Origin of the sequence: Enterobacter sp. BIDMC 30, assembly GCF_000534355.1 — a bacterium.
GTDB lineage: Bacteria > Pseudomonadota > Gammaproteobacteria > Enterobacterales > Enterobacteriaceae > Enterobacter > Enterobacter ludwigii.
In genome coordinates this window covers 2,421,941-2,440,034 of sequence record NZ_KI973169.1, presented here as the reverse complement: position 1 = coordinate 2,440,034, position 18,094 = coordinate 2,421,941, and the positions used below count along the sequence as shown (strand labels likewise).

At 51.4% G+C, this 18,094-nt stretch carries 20 protein-coding genes; 10 read left to right on the top strand and 10 right to left on the bottom strand.

Annotated elements, in window-relative coordinates:
• Position 1 precedes the first annotated feature (1 nt).
• Positions 2–808: a putrescine export ABC transporter ATP-binding protein SapF gene (gene sapF, locus L466_RS10745; RefSeq protein WP_014170351.1), complete on the top strand. Its 807-nt coding sequence runs from the start codon at positions 2–4 to the stop codon at positions 806–808.
• A 147-nt stretch (positions 809–955) separates the two neighbouring features.
• Here the strand turns inward: sapF and L466_RS10750 are convergent, their stop codons facing one another.
• Positions 956–1,546: a TetR/AcrR family transcriptional regulator gene (locus tag L466_RS10750; RefSeq protein WP_032680893.1), complete on the bottom strand. Its 591-nt coding sequence runs from the start codon at positions 1,544–1,546 to the stop codon at positions 956–958.
• 132 nt (positions 1,547–1,678) lie between these two features.
• Between L466_RS10750 and L466_RS10755 the strand changes: the two genes are divergently transcribed.
• Both L466_RS10755 and L466_RS10760 read left to right on the top strand, forming a co-directional pair.
• Complete coding sequence (locus tag L466_RS10755; protein WP_020882451.1) at positions 1,679–2,074, top strand: RidA family protein; 396 nt, start codon at positions 1,679–1,681, stop codon at positions 2,072–2,074.
• A gap of 72 nt (positions 2,075–2,146) precedes the next feature.
• Positions 2,147–2,971, top strand: a complete 825-nt coding sequence (locus L466_RS10760; protein ID WP_032680892.1) for a helix-turn-helix domain-containing protein — start codon at positions 2,147–2,149, stop codon at positions 2,969–2,971.
• Positions 2,972–3,023: 52 nt separating this feature from the next.
• Here L466_RS10760 and L466_RS10765 read toward each other — a convergent pair whose 3' ends face one another.
• The 4 genes from L466_RS10765 to L466_RS10775 all read right to left on the bottom strand — a co-directional run bounded on the left by L466_RS10765 (position 3,024) and on the right by L466_RS10775 (position 6,121).
• Positions 3,024–4,373, bottom strand: a complete 1,350-nt coding sequence (locus tag L466_RS10765; protein WP_032679689.1) for a sensor domain-containing diguanylate cyclase — start codon at positions 4,371–4,373, stop codon at positions 3,024–3,026.
• 182 nt (positions 4,374–4,555) lie between these two features.
• Positions 4,556–4,840: a hypothetical protein gene (locus L466_RS10770; RefSeq protein WP_032678287.1), complete on the bottom strand. Its 285-nt coding sequence runs from the start codon at positions 4,838–4,840 to the stop codon at positions 4,556–4,558.
• Between the two features lie 190 nt (positions 4,841–5,030).
• Positions 5,031–5,183 carry a hypothetical protein gene (locus tag L466_RS23875; RefSeq protein ID WP_154816610.1) on the bottom strand — a complete coding sequence of 51 codons (153 nt, stop codon included), beginning with the start codon at positions 5,181–5,183 and terminating at the stop codon, positions 5,031–5,033.
• A gap of 113 nt (positions 5,184–5,296) precedes the next feature.
• The gene (locus tag L466_RS10775) at positions 5,297–6,121 is read right to left on the bottom strand and encodes a helix-turn-helix transcriptional regulator (RefSeq protein ID WP_032680890.1); all 825 of its coding nucleotides are present in this window, start codon (positions 6,119–6,121) and stop codon (positions 5,297–5,299) included.
• A gap of 317 nt (positions 6,122–6,438) precedes the next feature.
• Here L466_RS10775 and fabI point away from each other — a divergent pair, with 317 nt between their 5' ends.
• The 4 genes from fabI (at position 6,439) to pdeR (ending at position 12,709) form a co-directional block, all read left to right on the top strand.
• Complete coding sequence (gene fabI, locus L466_RS10780; protein ID WP_020882447.1) at positions 6,439–7,227, top strand: enoyl-ACP reductase FabI; 789 nt, start codon at positions 6,439–6,441, stop codon at positions 7,225–7,227.
• 156 nt (positions 7,228–7,383) lie between these two features.
• Positions 7,384–8,370 (top strand): CMD domain-containing protein, encoded by a 987-nt coding sequence (locus L466_RS10785; RefSeq protein ID WP_032680889.1) that lies wholly within the window; start codon positions 7,384–7,386, stop codon positions 8,368–8,370.
• 88 nt (positions 8,371–8,458) lie between these two features.
• Entirely contained in the window at positions 8,459–10,393 is a 1,935-nt protein-coding gene (locus L466_RS10790; protein WP_020882446.1) for an exoribonuclease II, read from the top strand.
• A gap of 324 nt (positions 10,394–10,717) precedes the next feature.
• Positions 10,718–12,709 carry a cyclic di-GMP phosphodiesterase gene (gene pdeR / locus L466_RS10795; protein WP_032680888.1) on the top strand — a complete coding sequence of 664 codons (1,992 nt, stop codon included), beginning with the start codon at positions 10,718–10,720 and terminating at the stop codon, positions 12,707–12,709.
• Here pdeR and L466_RS10800 read toward each other — a convergent pair.
• The gene (locus tag L466_RS10800; protein WP_014170362.1) at positions 12,706–13,572 is read right to left on the bottom strand and encodes a crotonase/enoyl-CoA hydratase family protein; all 867 of its coding nucleotides are present in this window, start codon (positions 13,570–13,572) and stop codon (positions 12,706–12,708) included. The two genes, pdeR and L466_RS10800, sit on opposite strands and share 4 nt — an antisense overlap.
• Positions 13,573–13,764: 192 nt before the next feature.
• Here L466_RS10800 and L466_RS0122505 point away from each other — a divergent pair, with 192 nt between their 5' ends.
• The 3 genes from L466_RS0122505 (at position 13,765) to osmB (ending at position 15,225) form a co-directional block, all read left to right on the top strand.
• Positions 13,765–13,947 carry a YciZ family protein gene (locus tag L466_RS0122505; protein WP_025204000.1) on the top strand — a complete coding sequence of 61 codons (183 nt, stop codon included), beginning with the start codon at positions 13,765–13,767 and terminating at the stop codon, positions 13,945–13,947.
• A 43-nt stretch (positions 13,948–13,990) separates the two neighbouring features.
• Positions 13,991–14,743 (top strand): DNA-binding transcriptional regulator YciT, encoded by a 753-nt coding sequence (locus L466_RS10805; RefSeq protein ID WP_032680886.1) that lies wholly within the window; start codon positions 13,991–13,993, stop codon positions 14,741–14,743.
• Between the two features lie 263 nt (positions 14,744–15,006).
• A complete protein-coding gene (gene osmB / locus L466_RS10810; RefSeq protein WP_008501216.1) occupies positions 15,007–15,225 on the top strand; it encodes an osmotically-inducible lipoprotein OsmB in 219 nt (72 codons plus the stop codon).
• Between the two features lie 103 nt (positions 15,226–15,328).
• Here the strand turns inward: osmB and yciH are convergent, their stop codons facing one another.
• From yciH to L466_RS10830, 4 genes are all read right to left on the bottom strand, one after another.
• A complete protein-coding gene (gene yciH, locus L466_RS10815; RefSeq protein WP_014170365.1) occupies positions 15,329–15,655 on the bottom strand; it encodes a stress response translation initiation inhibitor YciH in 327 nt (108 codons plus the stop codon).
• Complete coding sequence (gene pyrF / locus L466_RS10820) at positions 15,655–16,392, bottom strand: orotidine-5'-phosphate decarboxylase (RefSeq protein ID WP_032681993.1); 738 nt, start codon at positions 16,390–16,392, stop codon at positions 15,655–15,657. Before pyrF ends, yciH begins: the two co-directional genes overlap by 1 nt.
• A 185-nt stretch (positions 16,393–16,577) precedes the next feature.
• Positions 16,578–17,747, bottom strand: a complete 1,170-nt coding sequence (gene lapB, locus L466_RS10825; protein ID WP_014170367.1) for a lipopolysaccharide assembly protein LapB — start codon at positions 17,745–17,747, stop codon at positions 16,578–16,580.
• 6 nt (positions 17,748–17,753) lie between these two features.
• Entirely contained in the window at positions 17,754–18,062 is a 309-nt protein-coding gene (locus L466_RS10830; RefSeq protein WP_013096374.1) for a LapA family protein, read from the bottom strand.
• Between the last annotated feature and the right edge of the window lie 32 nt (positions 18,063–18,094).

The window sequence follows — 18,094 nt, the reverse complement described above, 5'->3', positions numbered from 1 at the left end:
AATGGTCGAAACCTTACTGGAAGTCCGTAACCTGAGTAAGACCTTTCGCTACCGTACCGGACTGTTCCATCGTCAGACCGTTGAAGCCGTGAAGCCGCTCAGCTTTACCCTGCGCGAAAAACAGACGCTGGCGATCATCGGTGAGAACGGTTCCGGTAAATCCACGCTGGCGAAGATGCTGGCAGGCATGGTTGAACCCTCCGGCGGCGAAGTGCTGATAGATGACCATCCGCTGGAATTCGGCGATTACTCTTTCCGCAGCCAGCGTATCCGCATGATCTTCCAGGATCCGTCGACATCGCTCAACCCGCGTCAGCGTATTTCGCAAATCCTCGATTTTCCGCTGCGTCTGAATACCGATCTCGAGCCAGAAGCGCGACGCAAACGCGTTTTTGAAACCCTGCGGATGGTTGGGCTGCTGCCCGATCACGAGAGCTATTACCCGCACATGCTCGCCCCCGGCCAGAAACAGCGTCTTGGGCTCGCGCGTGCGCTGATATTGCGCCCGAAAGTGATCATCGCCGACGAAGCGCTCGCCTCGCTGGATATGTCGATGCGGTCGCAGTTAATTAACCTGATGCTCGAATTACAGGAAAAACAGGGTATCTCGTATATCTACGTGACCCAACATCTGGGGATGATGAAACATATCAGCGACCAGGTGATGGTCATGCATCAGGGTGAGGTTGTTGAACGTGGCAGTACCGCGGATGTTATGGCCTCTCCGCTTCATGAACTGACTAAGCGATTGATTGCCGGCCATTTCGGTGAAGCATTAACCGCGGATGCGTGGAGAAAAGATCGCTAGCGCGTTGGTGCAAGGGGCGGATTAACAACGCTCACCACGCGCGAAATCCTCGCGGCGTTTTAACGCCCCTTATCCGACAAAAATGCCCCCGGCACACCCATTCCTTTAAGGGTTAAATGGCAGCTCGCGCGCGTTAACCCTTTCCTTTCACTGATGGCGTAACCCGCTTGCAAGCAGGACAAACACCTCAATCGCATGTGGCAACGTCTTCTGTGGATCGTCACTGGCGGCTATCAACAGTGCAGCATTGAGCGCAGCGCCATTTAACAGCTGTGCAGCGACGTTTGCATCCATGTCTTTCAGGACCTTGCGTTCAATCATTTTTTCTATGGTCTCACGGGTAGATTCCAGACAGCTATTCTGGCTGGGCCAGTGGGCCGGGTCACCCAGAACAGCCGGACCATCACGCAGTACAATACGCTGCACTTCCGGATCGAGCGCCATGTTGATGTAAGCGACGCCTTCCGCCAGCAGTCGCTCCCAGTCATTCTCGGCGCTGGCGGCAATTTCCTTCGCCTTTCGTGCCATTTCGCTGTCTATCTGGGCGACCACCGCAGCCAGCAAGCCTTTCTTGTCAGTGAAATTATGGTATAGCGCTCCACGTGTTAACCCCACGCTTGCGGTCAGTTCATCCATGGAGGCTGCGGCATAGCCTTTCTCGGCAAAAGCTTTGCGCCCTGCCTGAATCATTTTTTCGCGATTTTCCTGGGCCGTTTCGGCACGGCTTTTTGCAGCCATAAGACGTCCTTGGTTACGTTGTGTTTTTACGTTTGACATACGTGGCGTATGTGGTTTAGATTTTGACATACGCCGCGTATGTTAATACGACCGCGTGATCTCAACAATACCCCCAATCGAAAAGGAAATGCCATGCACCCACGTGAACCTGTATTTCCCGCTAATCGTCATGCCCTCTATGAAGAACATGGCTATTCTGCTGCCATTCGCTCTGGCGATCTGTTATTTGTCTCAGGCCAGGTTGGAAGCCGCAGCGACGGCACACCTGAAACGGATTTCGGCGCTCAGGTACAACTGGCTTTTGATAATCTCCAGGCTACGCTTTCTGCTGCGGGATGTACGTTTGATGATGTGATCGACGTGACGACGTTTCATACCGATCCAGAAAATCAGTTTTCAACCATCATGGAAGCCAAAAAATTAGCGTTCCCCCGCCCCCCTTATCCGAACTGGACGGCCGTGGGGGTAAACTGGCTTGCGGGCTTTGATTTTGAAATTAAGGTCATTGCCAGAATCCCACCGCAATAAAGCAAGTATTTGGCATAAGCCCCACCGGCAATTTATTAATTACGTCATGACGCCACACGCTGTAGATATCGAATGAAAGAAAGTATTAGTAAATATATTCTCACCTGGGTAGAGGAAAATAATTTTTCTATTTTACATATTGATCAATTGGTTAAAGATACCGGGTATAGCAGAAGAACCATGGAAACATGGTTTAAAGAGAAATATCACCTCTCTTTAGGTGAGTACATCCTAAGGAGAAGGCTGAGCCTTGCAGCCATCATGCTCAGAATGACGTCGCTTCCCGTTACGGACATTGCTTATTTATTTCACTACCAAAGCAGCCAGGGGTTTTCAAGAGCCTTTAAAAAGATGTCGGGACTCACCCCTTCTGAATACAGAAATGCAAAAGAGTGGGATTTTGATATCCTTCAGCCCTCATTTTTATTAGACGATCTTAAAACACCCGAAATAACACTCTGTGAACTCAATGAGATTTTTCCGTATACCCATGAGATTATAGAGCACGATCATCTTTTTGATACTGCGGTGCACGATGTCACTAAAAAAATCAAAAAACTCCTGCTTGAGAATCGCGATCGGATCCAACAGCTTGCCATAGTGCCGCGCCGACCAGAACGTCTGGGTAAAAGCCGTTCCTATCTGGTAGAAGTCTTAATTTCATATTGTTTAGACAGCACTAAAACAACAAAGAAAGACACACTTTTACTTACCGGAAAATATGCAAAAATGTCCTTTGAAGGCAGCTGGGAATGTTATAGCGCCTATAACAAAATTGCGTTTGTTAAGGCAATGGTGACGAACCGCCTGACGTTGCGCGATGGCATTCATTTAATGCGTTTTAACGCCTGCAGCGATGAGCGCGTTAACTTTGATATTTACATCCCTGTGTTATAACCCCGTTTTTTCTTGCGCGTAAATCACACCGCGGGAGGCGCGCAACGCCGGTTCAGACCGACCCTGCGGCCTGTCTGCACACGGTTCTGTTTTTACCACCGTGCTTGGCCTCATACAGTGCTTCATCCACATCACGAATGATATCGCTACTGTTGACGTTTTCCTGAATGGCTGAGCACACGCCAATACTTAACGTTACCGTCAGGGGCACCGCGTACAGATTACCCTGCCCGGTGCGTTGCTCAACATTCTTGCGAATACGTTCTGCGACGACTACGGCCATACTCCTGTCCGTGTCGGGCAACAGCAGGCCAAACTCTTCACCTCCCAGTCTGGCAAAGACGTCATTATCACGAATACTGTCTTTAATAATATCCACGACCGCCAGAATGACGCGGTCCCCCACAGGATGTCCCCAGGTGTCATTAATGGTCTTAAAGTTATCGATATCCAGCATCATAATGCTGGTGCCCTTTTCTGTTCTGAGCATGCGGAGCCGCTGAAGTGCCTCAAAAAAATACTTGCGGTTGAAGATCTGCGTAAGGGGATCGCGGTTAACCCGATCGCCAAAAAATCTCAGCAAGCTGAAGACATGTAACAGTAAGGTACAGATAACAAATAGTTTACTGAACACTTCTACCGCCCGGCTGATATACCAGAGCGACAGGTTATACGTATCGAGTAAGAGCAGGAAAAAGTTATAGGTGATCGCAGAAAGGCACACCACGATGATGCTGTTCCAGACGCCAGATGAAAAGCGTGTCACGTAAGTCATGTAGCAGGCCAGGGCCGACCAGAGAACTATCAGAGCGTTAACGTAGCGGACATCCCAGACAGGATGATACTGATCGGGGCGATACGCGGCTATCGTTAATGTCCAGGTTGGATTGTAGCTGCTCAACGCATGGGCCAGCACCGGGAACATAACCAGGGGGATTAACGATATTAGCGCCAGCCAGACCTTATTCCGTAATGTGAACCGTCGTCGTGCCGTGTGTTTCTCCACCCATACAGCAAGCCCCAGCAAAAAAATAAAACTTAACTGGCGGAAAAAATAAAATACCGCCGTATCGTTAGTTTTTAGCGTATGGGTTAACCCTGCGTCTTCAGGAAGCTGAATGACGATAATCGTTTCTATGAAATAGATGAGACCGCTCAGAAACGCCATGCTCAGGATTAACAGGGATAAATGAGATCGGTCAGACGCATACTGCATCTGGATAAAAATAGAGATAATGGTATCCAGAAAAAATAGCGCAATCATGACGATCAAATAGGTTGTCATGGGTACCCTGAAACCTGGATTATCATTAACAAAAAAGGAGTTCACCGCGATCATCAGTGCAAACAGCAGCGCACCGGACAGCACGATCATTTTCTCAGCCAACGTAATGTTATTCATGTTCATTAATACCGCATAAATAAAAGACGTGAAACGGCAGAGCGATTTACACCATTCTCTGCTTAACATCGAGGGGCAAACCGGTCAGGCTTGCCACCCTCTTTTCAGATGCTTCAGTTAACCGACCTCAGTCTGTTGAAGTGGATTATCCCGGTCGATGTCGTACCGAACCGGGATATTCCCTACTGCGCTTTACTCACCAGTGAGATCACTCTTACCTGCTTGTTGCGATAGGCTATCGCCAGCGCTGAATAGGCCCTCGCCGGTAACGTATGATGTTTGTATTGTGAATAGACGTTGATAACCTCATTATCTTTACCGGCCCACAGGGCGATTTGCATCCAGTCGGCGACCTGAGACTCATCAAGCCGATGGTGGCCTGAAAACCAGGACAAGGCTGGTTCCGTATTGCCTTTTCTCGCCTCGATAATCAGAGCGTCATACTGACTATGTTCCGCTGGTGTCATGGCCGACACCGTCGCGTAAGGAAAAGAAACCGTTCCGACAATTAACGTCTTAACTAATAACTGTGCAATCCTCATGCATGCATTCCATATATCCGTATATGTTAAACTTAGTGATGCGTTTTATTCTGTAAAAGAAAATGTGAAAAATACTACTCCCCTGAAGCATATTGAAAGAAATGGCGAAACTCCTCTAACTTTCGCTCATATTCCCCCTGTCCTCCTCCGAAATTCTTGTCAGGGCACAATCCTGCAGATTATCGATACCGAGCCATTCGCTAAATGCGACGGAATAGGCAATTGAGTCGATATCATCATCATCGAATCGATACAATTCTTCTTTCATCGTTCACAACTCCATTTGTAAAACATCTGTTTTGCGAGGAATATATAGCGTCAGGGCTCACAGATGAGAGCCCGTACTGACTGATTCGTTTTAATTACGAGACGGTGCCAGACTCAGACTATGGGTATATAAATATCAAATACGACCTTATCTTCGGAGCAGGAATGGAACGTCATTAAATGGGTTTCATTACGCAGCCTGAATTGATGATAAGACATTATCCACAAATAGTTCTTTTTGCTGAGCTTACCGTAGGCGCTCCAGCTACCGTCATACCGCATAACGGCATATTTACCGGAAAAATGATATTCCTGTTTTTGGTGCGATGTATTATCCGGTGACAGATAATCAATTATGACTTCAGCCATGTTTTCCCGGCTTTTATCCAGGCCTTCTGGACGCCGTCCCCTGATGGCGATTTCTTTTACCTCCCCACGATGATCAAGCAAAAGTTTTCTCAGTCTTTTGGTCACATCCTGTATCGCAGGATTAAAAATATGATCATATACCGTCAGGGTATCGTTATAGGAAAACGTCCGCGCCAGCCGACAAATCTTCACGTCAGGTTTACGGAGCCCTTCTAATAACAGTGAAGGATGGTAACGCTGGAAGTCCCATATTTCATCGCTTCGATATTGAGACGGTGTTTTCCCGGTCAATTTCTTAAACGCGCGGGCAAAACCCTGTCCACTATGATACTGAAAAATGTGAGCGATTTCGGTGACCGGCAGCGACGTCATCCTTAATAAAGACGCGGCATAGCTCATTCGTCTCCTGAGCATATACTCACCCAGCGACTGGTGGAATTGGTGTTTAAACCAGATTTCGAGCGTCCTTCTGCTGTAACCCGTTTTTACGACCAGCCGATCGATATGCTCCAGAGATAAAATATTATCTTCAACCCAGTCTATAACGTGTTTGTTAATGATTTCTTTCATGTTTTGACTCTAACTGGATTGTAATACGTAAAATCCACTGAACGGATCATTTTGCGCAAAAACGCCCGCCTCTGGTTGGATGAGGCGAACCGGCCGCGCAGTGATATAATGGACGGATGCCTGTGAAACAGCGTGATAACGCGTTCGCTCACCCCCTTCCATGACATACGTCACGGGCTTTGAGCGAGAAATAGCGTGACACAAGGGGCACTGAGTGGGATATAATTTCGAGCTAATTTCGAATGACTTTGAAATGTTGCCTGTAATGCTATGATTTACAAGGCAAAAAATAAGCAATGAATATAAGGATTAAATCTATGGGTTTTCTTTCCGGTAAGCGCATTCTGGTAACTGGCGTTGCCAGCAAACTGTCCATCGCATACGGCATCGCACAGGCTATGCATCGCGAAGGCGCTGAGCTGGCGTTCACCTACCAGAACGACAAGCTGAAAGGCCGTGTAGAAGAGTTTGCCGCGCAGCTGGGTTCCAGCCTTGTTCTGGAATGCGACGTTGCACAAGACGAAAGCATCGATGGCATGTTTGCTGAACTGGCAAAAGCATGGCCGAAATTCGACGGTTTCGTTCACTCCATCGGCTTCGCTCCTGGCGATCAGCTGGACGGCGACTACGTGAACGCGGTAACCCGTGATGGCTTCAAAATCGCTCACGACATCAGCTCCTACAGCTTCGTGGCAATGGCTAAATCTTGCCGTGCGATGCTGAACCCAGGCGCAGCTCTGCTGACCCTGTCCTATCTGGGCGCAGAACGTGCTATCCCTAACTACAACGTTATGGGTCTGGCTAAAGCGTCTCTGGAAGCAAACGTCCGCTACATGGCGAACGCGATGGGTCCAGAAGGTGTGCGTGTGAACGCTATCTCTGCGGGTCCAATCCGTACCCTGGCAGCTTCCGGTATCAAAGATTTCCGTAAAATGCTGGCGCACTGCGAAGCGGTTACGCCGATTCGTCGTACCGTTACCATTGAAGATGTGGGTAACTCTGCAGCGTTCCTGTGCTCTGACCTTTCCGCGGGTATCTCCGGTGAAGTGGTTCACGTTGACGGCGGCTTCAACATCGCTGCAATGAACGAGCTGGAAATTAAATAAGCTGTGACTCTCTTCCCTCACGGGAAGAGAGTTTTCCTTCCTCCGCCCGACCCCTTCGTTATTCCGTTCAGCTATTTGTTATCACCTAACAATATTTTTCCCCACATCTGCCTTACGCCAGGATATTGATCGCCATTTTGAGATCAAGGAACGCCCATGGAACAACGCCGTTTTTCCGGCAAAGGCCACTGGTACCACGAAACCCAGTCAAACCACGCGCAGACGGATGTTCTGCCTCTGGTGCCCGAAGCCGCTAACGTCGACGATCGTTTTTTGCTCGATTTAGCCCTGCCTGACGAGATTGTCGCCGCCTGTACTGGCTGGCTCACCCCTGCCAGAACCTTATGCCACCTGTTGTTTCCGCTCTCAATCTCCGTTAACCGGCTGCATACGCTCAGCGCCTACGACAGATTGAGTACTGCATTAACGGTCGCGCAGGCCTGTGGCGTCCAACGGTTGTGTAACCACTATGCCGCCCTCCTCGCCCCGCTTCCCGGCCCTGACTCCTCACGCGAAAGTAACCGCCGCCTGGCACAAATCACCCAGTACGCCCGTCAGCTCGCCAGCTCACCTGATGTCATCGATGATAAAGCACTGCAGCAGCTTGATGAGGTGGGCCTGACAACCTACGACATGGTGCTTATTAATCAGATTATCGGCTTTATCGGTTTTCAGGCACGCGTGGTGGCCGTCTTTCAGGCCCTGCTGGGGCATCCTGTACGCTGGCTGCCCGGCCATCATATTCAGCCGCACACGCTGCCAGCCGCTCCTGAGTCCTGGGTGGCGCTTTTACCTGTCGTTGAACTGCGTTATGCCAGCGCGCATCAGCTTGAATCGCTTTCCCGCTGGCAGGCCGAACCCGCCCTTGAAGCGCTGACGCCGGTACTCAGCCATGAGCCCATCCTGCTCGACCTGACGGGTGAGATCCTGGTAAACAGCCATGATGATATTTCTCTTGATTCGCCGGCGCTTTCGGCGGCAATCGACTTGTTGACGCGTTCTCCGGACCGCTTCAGTGCCGCACAGTTCACCCCGCTCACTGAACAAGGACTGCCTGCGGTACGGGCGATAAAACTGCTCACCCGGAGCGCGATGGATGGCTGGCTTGAACGCCTGAAAGTCGCGTTTGGCAAAGGGGAATAACCATACTAATTACCCAAAGACCGCTTGCTGTGACAGTGAGAATCGCGTAAAACTGTCAGCCGCTCAATGGCTACGAAAATAGAACATTATGTTTCAGGACAACCCGCTGCTAGCGCAGCTTAAACAGCAACTGCATTCCCAGACGCCGCGTGCAGAAGGGGTCGTAAAAGCCACGGAAAAGGGCTTTGGCTTCCTTGAAGTTGATGCGCAGAAAAGCTACTTCATTCCGCCACCGCAAATGAAGAAAGTGATGCATGGCGACCGCATTACGGCCGTCATTCATACCGAAAAGGAACGAGAGTCCGCCGAGCCGGAAGAACTGATCGAACCGTTCCTGACCCGCTTCGTGGGCAAGGTCCAGCGAAAAGACGATCGTCTTTCTATCGTGCCGGATCATCCCCTGCTGAAAGATGCCATTCCTTGCCGCGCCGCCCGTGGTGTTGAGCATGATTTCAAAGAAGGTGACTGGGCCGTAGCTGAAATGCGCCGTCATCCTCTGAAAGGCGATCGTGGCTTTTATGCTGAACTGACCCAGTTCATCACCTTTGGCGACGACCATTTCGTGCCATGGTGGGTGACGCTTGCACGCCATAATCTTGAGAAAGAAGCGCCAGACGGCGTAGCGACTGAAATGCAGGACGAAGGCCTGACGCGTCGCGACCTCACTGCCCTGGAGTTTGTCACTATCGACAGCGCCAGCACAGAAGATATGGATGATGCGCTGTATGCGGAAGAGAGCGCTGATGGCAAATTGCATTTGACCGTCGCCATTGCCGATCCCACCGCCTGGATCGTTGAAGGCAGCAAGCTGGACGATATGGCAAAAGTCCGATCGTTCACTAACTACCTGCCGGGCTTCAACATCCCCATGTTGCCGCGCGAACTGTCTGATGACCTCTGCTCACTGCGTCCAAATGAAGTGCGACCGGTCCTTGCCTGCCGCATGACCATCGCCGCCGATGGCGCGATCGAAGACGATATTGAATTTTTTGCCGCAACCATCGAATCGAAAGCCAAGCTGGCCTACGACAATGTTTCCGACTGGCTTGAGAATACCGGCACCTGGAAACCGGAATCAGACGCGATTGCCGCACAGATCCGTCTGCTGCACCGCATTTGTCTGAACCGCGGCGAGTGGCGTAAAACCCATGCGCTGGTCTTTAAGGATCGTCCGGACTATCGCTTTGTGCTGGGTGAGAAAGGCGAAGTGCTGAATATCGTGGCCGAACCGCGTCGCATTGCGAACCGCATTGTTGAAGAAGCGATGATTTCTGCCAACATTTGTGCCGCTCGCGTCCTGCGTGACAAGCTGGGCTTTGGTATTTACAACGTCCACACCGGTTTTGATCCGGCCAATACCGAAGCGCTGGCGGCCCTGCTGAAGAACCACGATGTGCACGTTGACCCTGAAGAAGTGCTGACGCTGCAGGGCTTCTGTAAGCTGCGCCGCGAGCTGGATGCACAGCCATCCGGTTTCCTCGACAGCCGCATCCGTCGTTTCCAGTCCTTTGCTGAAATCAGCACCGAGCCGGGTCCACACTTTGGCCTCGGCCTGGAAGCCTACGCGACCTGGACGTCACCTATTCGTAAGTATGGCGACATGGTCAACCACCGTCTGCTGAAGGCGATCATTAAGGGTGAGTCCATTGCGCGTCCGCAAAATGACACCACCCTGCAGATGGCCGAACGACGTCGCCTGAACCGTATGGCGGAACGTGACGTGGGAGACTGGCTGTACGCACGCTACCTGCAGGATAAAGCGGGTACAGATACTCGCTTCGCCGCAGAAATCATTGATATCAGCCGGGGCGGTATGCGCGTTCGCCTGGTGGATAACGGCGCCGTCGCCTTTATCCCTGCCCCGTTCCTGCATGCCGTCCGTGACGAACTGGTCTGCAGTCAGGAGAATGGTACTGTGCAAATCAAAGGTGAAACAGTTTACAAAGTCACAGACGTGATTGACGTAAACATCGCTGAAGTTCGCATGGAAACCCGCAGCGTTATCGCGCGCCCGGTCGCCTGATAACCGCTTAAATTGTCGGCCGTTTCCCTTCGGGAAGCGCCGACAATTTTTCTTTTGAACCCCCGCCGCAAAATCATTATTTTTTCGTACTATTTTCAGCGTCTTCCCGCCCAAAATTGCCATAATTATCTACAGTAAAAGAGTGCCGTTATATTCGGTTACATGAATTTTTATACAATAAATACCCTTTTTCGCCAGACGCGTTTTTTATAAGAAAACCGGGAAAAAACACGACGTTCATTTTGGGGTTGCCGCTGTTTCACAACGGAAAAGTCGACGGCAAATGAATAATTTGTGCGCTAATGAGCAGCTGCGGGAGAAAACATGATGGACGATCTGGAGCAGAATTTGCTGTTTCGTTACATGGGTACGCATAGCCCCTGGTGGCGAATGACAGCTGACAGCAATGCTCTGCACCTTGCCGCCAGCGAAAATGCCGATGTGACTGAGGTGGTGGCGCTGGATGATGAACAAGCCGAACTCATCCGCCAGTTAACCGTCATTACCTCCAGCATCTCCATGACGCTCTCGTTGTACGGGGAAGATGTCCCGGTTCATCTTGTGGGGCGCAAAATAACCCGAAATGAATGGGCCGGCACCGCGTCAGCGTGGAACGATACGCCCTCCGTAGCTCGTGACCTGGCTCAGGGCCTCTCTTTTGCTGAACAGGTTGTCTCTGAAGCCAACTCCGTCATCGTTATTCTCGATCATAACGGCAATATTCAACGTTTTAACCGGCTGAGTGAAGAATATACCGGTCTGAAAGAACAAGAAGTTATTGGTCAGAACGTGTTCAAGCTGTTTATGAGCCGCAGCGAAGCGGCAGCTTCGAAGCGCAATATTACCGGTTTTTTTCGCAACGGCAGCTCCTACGAGGTCGAACGCTGGATCAAAACGCGTAAAGGGCAGCGGCTGTTTTTGTTCAGAAACAAGTTTGTTCATAGCGGCAGCGGCAAAAATGAAATTTTCCTTATCTGTTCCGGCACCGACATTACTGAAGAGCGCCGCGCCCAGGAGCGTCTGCGCGTGCTGGCCAATACCGACACCATTACCGGTTTACCAAACCGTAACGCGATCCACGAACAGATTTCAGATGCCATCGCCAGCCGCGGTGAAACGCAGGTCGGCGTGGTGTATCTCGACCTGGATAACTTTAAAAAGGTCAACGATGCCTACGGGCATATGTTTGGCGACCAGCTGTTGCAGGCTGTCGCTCTGGCCATTCTGAGCTGTCTGGATGACGGTCAGGTGCTGGCGCGACTTGGCGGCGATGAGTTTATTGTCATGGCCACAGATACCTCTCAGGGCGCTCTGGAAGCCATGGCGTCGCGGATCTTAACCCGTCTGCGCCAGCCGTTCAGAATCGGCCTGATAGAAATCTACACCGGTTGCTCGCTCGGCATCGCCCTCGCCCCGCAGCACGGTAACGACAGGGAAAGCGTCATCCGTAATGCCGATACCGCCATGTACACGGCGAAAGAGAATGGCCGGGGCAAGTTCTGCGTCTTCTCACCTGAGATGAACCAGCGCGTATTTGAATATCTCTGGCTGGATACCAACCTGCGTAAAGCGCTGGATAACGATCAACTTCTGATTCACTACCAGCCTAAAATTACCTGGAGGGGTGAAATCCGAAGTCTGGAAGCGCTGGTGCGCTGGCAGTCGCCGGAGCGCGGTTTGATCCCTCCGCTGGAGTTTATCTCTTATGCGGAAGAGTCGGGATTGATTGTCCCGCTGGGCCGCTGGGTGATGCTTGATGTGGTGCGCCAGGTGGCTAAATGGCGCGATAAGGGAATTAACCTGCGCGTGGCGGTCAACGTCTCCGCACGTCAGCTGGCCGACCAGACCATTTTCAGCGATTTAAAGCAGGCGCTGAAGGATCTGGATTTTGAATACTGCCCTATCGACGTTGAACTCACGGAAAGCTGCCTTATCGAAAACGAAGAGCTGGCGCTCTCTGTGATCCAGCAGTTCAGCAAACTTGGCGCGCAAATTCATCTTGATGATTTCGGCACCGGCTACTCGTCTCTGTCGCAGCTGGCGCGGTTCCCTATCGACGCCATTAAACTCGATCAATCCTTCGTCAGGGATATACATAAACAATCGATCTCCCAGTCTCTGGTGCGGGCCATCGTCGCGGTGGCACAGGCATTAAACCTGCAGGTCATTGCTGAAGGGGTCGAGAGCGCGAAAGAAGACGCCTTTCTGACCAAGAACGGCGTCAACGAACGGCAGGGCTTTCTCTTCGCTAAGCCGATGCCCGCTGCCGCATTCGAGCGATGGCTAAAGCGATATCAGTCGCGAAAACAACGTTAACTGGCTTTGCGTAACGCCCCATGATGGCGGTTTTGCAGCATCACCAGACGCTCCATATAGGCGATATCTTTTGGCTCGAGGCAAAACGCCGCATCAACCCAGTCTTCCGTGATATCCATCAGTTCACTGCGCGGCAGTTGCAGTACCCGGGTTCGGGCGCGCAACATCGCCCTTACCCCGTTCAGCTTCGGCCGCAGCGTGTCGATGAAGGTTCTGACGGAGACGTAGCTCTGCCCGGGCTCAAACAGCACATCGACCAATCCATGTTGTTCGTACCATTCTGCCGTATGCGACTCCCCCTTGTAGATGAGTTCTTCCGCCAGTTTCATCCCTGCCCGACGTGCGACCAGCGAATATGCCCCCATGCCCGGGAACAGGTTGAAGGCAATTTCCGGGAAGCCCAGACGGGCATCGCGCTGAGAGAGAACAAAATGGTGTGCCAGCGCAGCCTCAAACCCACCGCCTAGCGCGCTGCCTTCAACCATTGCCAGAGAGACCGCGCCCGTATCAAACCCCCGCGACGCTGCGTGCACACAGTCGACGCAGGCACGTGCATACGCGCGTAACGCTTCACGCCGTCCATTTTGAATGCACTCTACGAAGAACTGTAAATCGCCTCCCGCATTATACATTTCAGGAACCAGTGACCCGGTTACCCAAAAATCGACCAGATACCCGGACTGGCGAACCAGCCAGGAGAGGTTCATGATCTCCTCAATTAACGCATGATTAAAACAAGGACGAGGTTGCGCCCGCAGCATCATCCAGATGGTGTGCCGCTCTTCCTCGTAGTAGGCTGACAACTGTGTGAAACGTTCAGTATCGGTAAACAGGGTGCAGGTAGGCTGGTTGATAACTGTCATAGTCTAATTCCTCACAGAAAAAGCGCCTTGCGCGCAGTTTTAGACTAATCCACTCATTAAGCCCGCAGCATGTGGGGGAATAAATTTATCACACTCATTTATGTGATTTAGTTATTGCATTTTTTCCCTTCTCTTTTGATCCCATTTTCTGCATCATTGAAAATATTACCTTTTCACACCTGGGGTGAGATTATGTCTACTATTGATGCACAAGCTGTAGCACAACGTATTGATACCGTGCTGGATATCCTGGTGGCAGGCGATTATCACTCGGCGATCCGTAATCTTGAGATCCTGAAGTCTGAACTTCTTGCTCAGAAGGGTGCTGAAAACGCGCCTGAGAACGGACAGCCAAAAGCGCCGTGGGAAGTTTGATCCTGCTGTTTTCGAACCTGTTTCGCTTTATTAATTGGATGCTATGAATTCCCGACAACAAATCATTTTGCAGATGGTCATTGACCAGGGACGCGTCAGCGTAGTCGATCTCGCTAAAACCACCGGCGTTTCAGAAGTCACCATCCGCCAGGATCTTAACCTGCTGGAGAAACAGAGCTACCTGCGTCGTGCGCATGGGTATGCGGTCCCGCTCGATAGCGAGGACGTTGAGACGCGCATGATGAACAACTACGCCCTGAAGCGTGAGCTGGCGGAGTTTGCCGCGTCTTTAGTCAACAATGGTGAGACGGTGTTTATCGAAAACGGCAGTAGCAATGCCTTACTGGCGCGCACGCTTGCCGAACAGAAAGACGTTACTATCATCACGGTCAGTAGCTATATCGCGCATCTGCTCAAAGAGACCCGCTGCGAGGTGATCCTGCTGGGCGGCATTTACCAGAAAAAAAGCGAAAGCATGGTTGGCCCCCTGACCCGCCAGTATGTTCAGCAGGTCCATTTCAGTAAGGCCTTTATTGGTATTGATGGCTGGCAGCCAGAAACGGGCTTCACCGGCCGCGATATGATGCGTTCTGATGTGGTGAATGCGGTGCTGGAAAAAGAGTGTGAGGCCATTGTGCTGACTGATAGCTCAAAATTTGGCGCCGTTCACCCTTATACCATGGGGCCAGTCTCTCGCTTTAGCCGTGTAATTACCGACGAACGTTTGAGCGATGAGCATCGTATTAAACTGGAAGATGACGGTCTTATCGTCAATATTATTAAAAAGTCGCCCTGAGTCCTTTAAGCGCCCGAATGCCGGGCGCCTATGTCCCTACTGTCTGAGATGATTCCTAACCCTCCTTTAAGAGTTTTTACCTGTTTAACCCGCCTTAAAGTCGTAAAATTAATGTTAGCGATATAACAGGAAGTGACTATCACCTGCGTGATTACGTAACGCCTGCGCGACCAGCTTTCACGGAAAACAGTTTTTAAGTATTCAATTCGTCTATACTTAAAGCGTAGCTCTTTCCGTGAATCGATAATTCAGGAGAAAGTATTATGACCTTAACCAGCAAAAAATTAGCCGCCGCTGTTCTGGCAATCACTGTAGCAATGTCCCTGAGCGCTTGCTCTAACTGGTCTAAACGTGACCGCAACACCGCAATTGGTGCCGGTGCTGGTGCTCTGGGCGGTGCGGTATTAACAGATGGTAGTACGCTGGGTACATTAGGTGGCGCTGCTGTCGGTGGTATTATCGGTCACCAGGTCGGCAAATAATTATTAAATAAGCCTCCACCGGTACTGCGATATTAGAACGCATTTCAGGTCTGACTTACGCACGTAAAAAAAGAGCCACGGCAAATGCCGTGGCTCATCTATTTTAGCCGCCCGCCAGTTTCACTTTCATGCCTTTGGCTTCGAGCAGGGATTTAATTAAATCACGTTTATCGCCCTGGATTTCGATAATGCCGTCTTTCACGGCACCACCGCAACCACATTTCTTTTTCAGATCGGCGGCCAGCTTAACCAGTTCCGCGTCGTCAAGATCAATGCCGGAGATAAGGCATACGCCCTTACCTTTGCGTCCACTGGTTTGACGCTGGATACGAACAATACCGTCCCCCTTCGGGCGCTCGGCTTTCGCTTTTGGTTCGTCTATACGCCCACTTTCTGTTGAGTAGACCAGACGACTGTTTGAATCAGTCATTATGCCCCCTTTTTCAGTGATGCGTTGATCGCCTTGAGCGTCTCTGACGGGTTAGCAGACTGCGTCACAGGACGCCCGATGACCATATAGTCTACCCCTGCCGCCAGCGCCTGTTCAGGCGTCATAATACGACGCTGATCGCCTGCCTCGCTGCCGGCCGGGCGGATACCTGGGGTAACAAGTTTGAAAGCCTGGCCCAGTTCTGATTTGAAACGCACGGCTTCCTGCGCGGAACAGACGACACCATCAAGCCCGCAATTTTGCGTCAGGCGCGCGAGACGCTCTGCATGCTGAGCAGGTGACAACGTCACGCCGAGATCGCGTAAATCACTCTCATCCATACTGGTCAGCACGGTAACCGCAATCAGCAACGGTGCGTCGCTGCCGAACGGCAGGAGCGCTTCACGGGCCGCGGTCATCATTCTTGCCCCACCCGATGCATGCACATTGACCATCCACACCCCCAGTTCTGCAGCAGCAGCCACGGCGTGCGCGGTGGTATTCGGGATATCATGGAATTTAAGGTCGAGGAAAACGTCAAAACCGCGCTGTTGCAGGTCGCGTACGATTTGCGGTCCAAACAGCGTGAACATCTCTTTGCCAACTTTCAGACGGCAGTCGCGAGGGTCTATACCGTCGACAAAGGCCAGTGCCGCGTCACGTTTATTGTAATCAAGCGCAACAACAACAGGAGAATCAGTAATTACGCGGGAAGCGGAGGAAGTAACAGACGTCATGACCAGCCCTTTTCGTCTATGGGCGCGCAGCGGCGCGGAACAGATAAACGGCGAGCATTCTACCTGCCAGCGCTGCAAATTGACAGGATCGATTTACTCTCCTGCGTGGCCGGCAAACCGCACGGGCTCAACGGGTTCTAAAAACCCATCAGTATGTTGTAACTAAAATAGATCGTTTTTAAAAATTACTGCCCATCAAGGCCTCGGATTGGCTTGATGGTCGACCATGCCCGGCATGAAGGACAGTGCCAGTACAGCGTATACGCCGTAAACCCACACTTCTGGCAACGATAGCGCGGTTTGCTTCGTACCTGCTCGCCTACCATGTCGCGCAGTACCATCAGGCTCTCTTTGGCGCGCCCTTCCTCTGCATCGTTGAGGTGGTAGTCCATCAGCTTATGGAATACTCGCATGGTCGGATGACGCTGCAGCTGACGCGTAATATAGACCTGCGCGGTATCACTGCCCTCATACTGTTCAACCACGTCCGAGAGCATCAGTTCGGCAGTCGCGCCAGTGTTCTCTTCCACGCAACGACGCAGGAAGGCTACCCATTCATCCTGCTTATCCAGTTGTTGATAGCAGGTTTGCAGCATGTCGAGGGTTTCACTGACCAGCTCTTTATCCTGGTCGATAACCCGCAACAGGCTCTCTACAGCTTTGGCATAGTCGCCGTTCGCCATAAAGACGCGCCCCATCATGATGGAGATACGCGCGCTGTTACGGTCAGCGGCGGCACCCTTTTTAAGCAACGCCATGGCTTTGTCCATGTCGTCGTTGCCCATTTGCTGAAGGGCCAGTTCACAGTAGAAGTGGGCTATCTCAACTCGCTGCTTATCTTTGCCCAGCTTCACCAGACGCTCGGCCGTATCAATGGCTTTCTGCCAGTCACTGGTGGCCTGATAAATCTGCAGCAGTTGCTGCAAGGCACTGACGCGGAAATCCGTTTCATCCACCAGCTGCGAGAACATGTCTTCTGCACGGTCGTACAGCCCCGCCGCCATGTAATCACGGCCCAGCTGTTGTACCGCCAGCAGGCGTTGATCGTAGGTCAACGAGGCGCTTTCCATAAGGGTCTGGTGAATACGAATGGCGCGGTCAACCTCGCCGCGCGAGCGGAACAGGTTTCCCAGGGTGAGATGCGCTTCAACGGTGCCCGTATCCTCTTTGAGCATATCGAGGAACAGGTCTACTGCTTTGTCCTGTTGATTGCTCAGGAGGAAGTTCACCCCAGCAACGTAGTCGCGGGAGAGTCGGTTAGCCTCATCCTGTTTTGTTTGTTGCGCACTTCTGCGGCCCATATACCAGCCATAGGCTGCGGCTACAGGCAAAAGCAGAAACAACAACTCCAGCATAGTCGATTATTCCTTGACGACCGGTACACCAGAGCTTTCCGGAATGTCGGACGCAGGCGCAATTTGATGTTCGAGTCGTTTAATTTTACGTTCAGCGCGCGCAAGTGAAACACGAACTTTCAACCAGAAAAGACCGCATACCAGCCAGCCAATCGCAAAGCCCGCGGCGAATAAAACCGCCAGAAGGCTCGATACACGATACTCGCCCTGCGCCAGCAGATAGTTAAACGTCACCTGTTGATCGTTTTGTGCACCCAATGTGACTGAAATGACAAAAATCGCCAATACCAGTAAGAAAATGAGTAAATATTTCACATTACTTCCCGTTATGTGGTTCAAGCGAATAA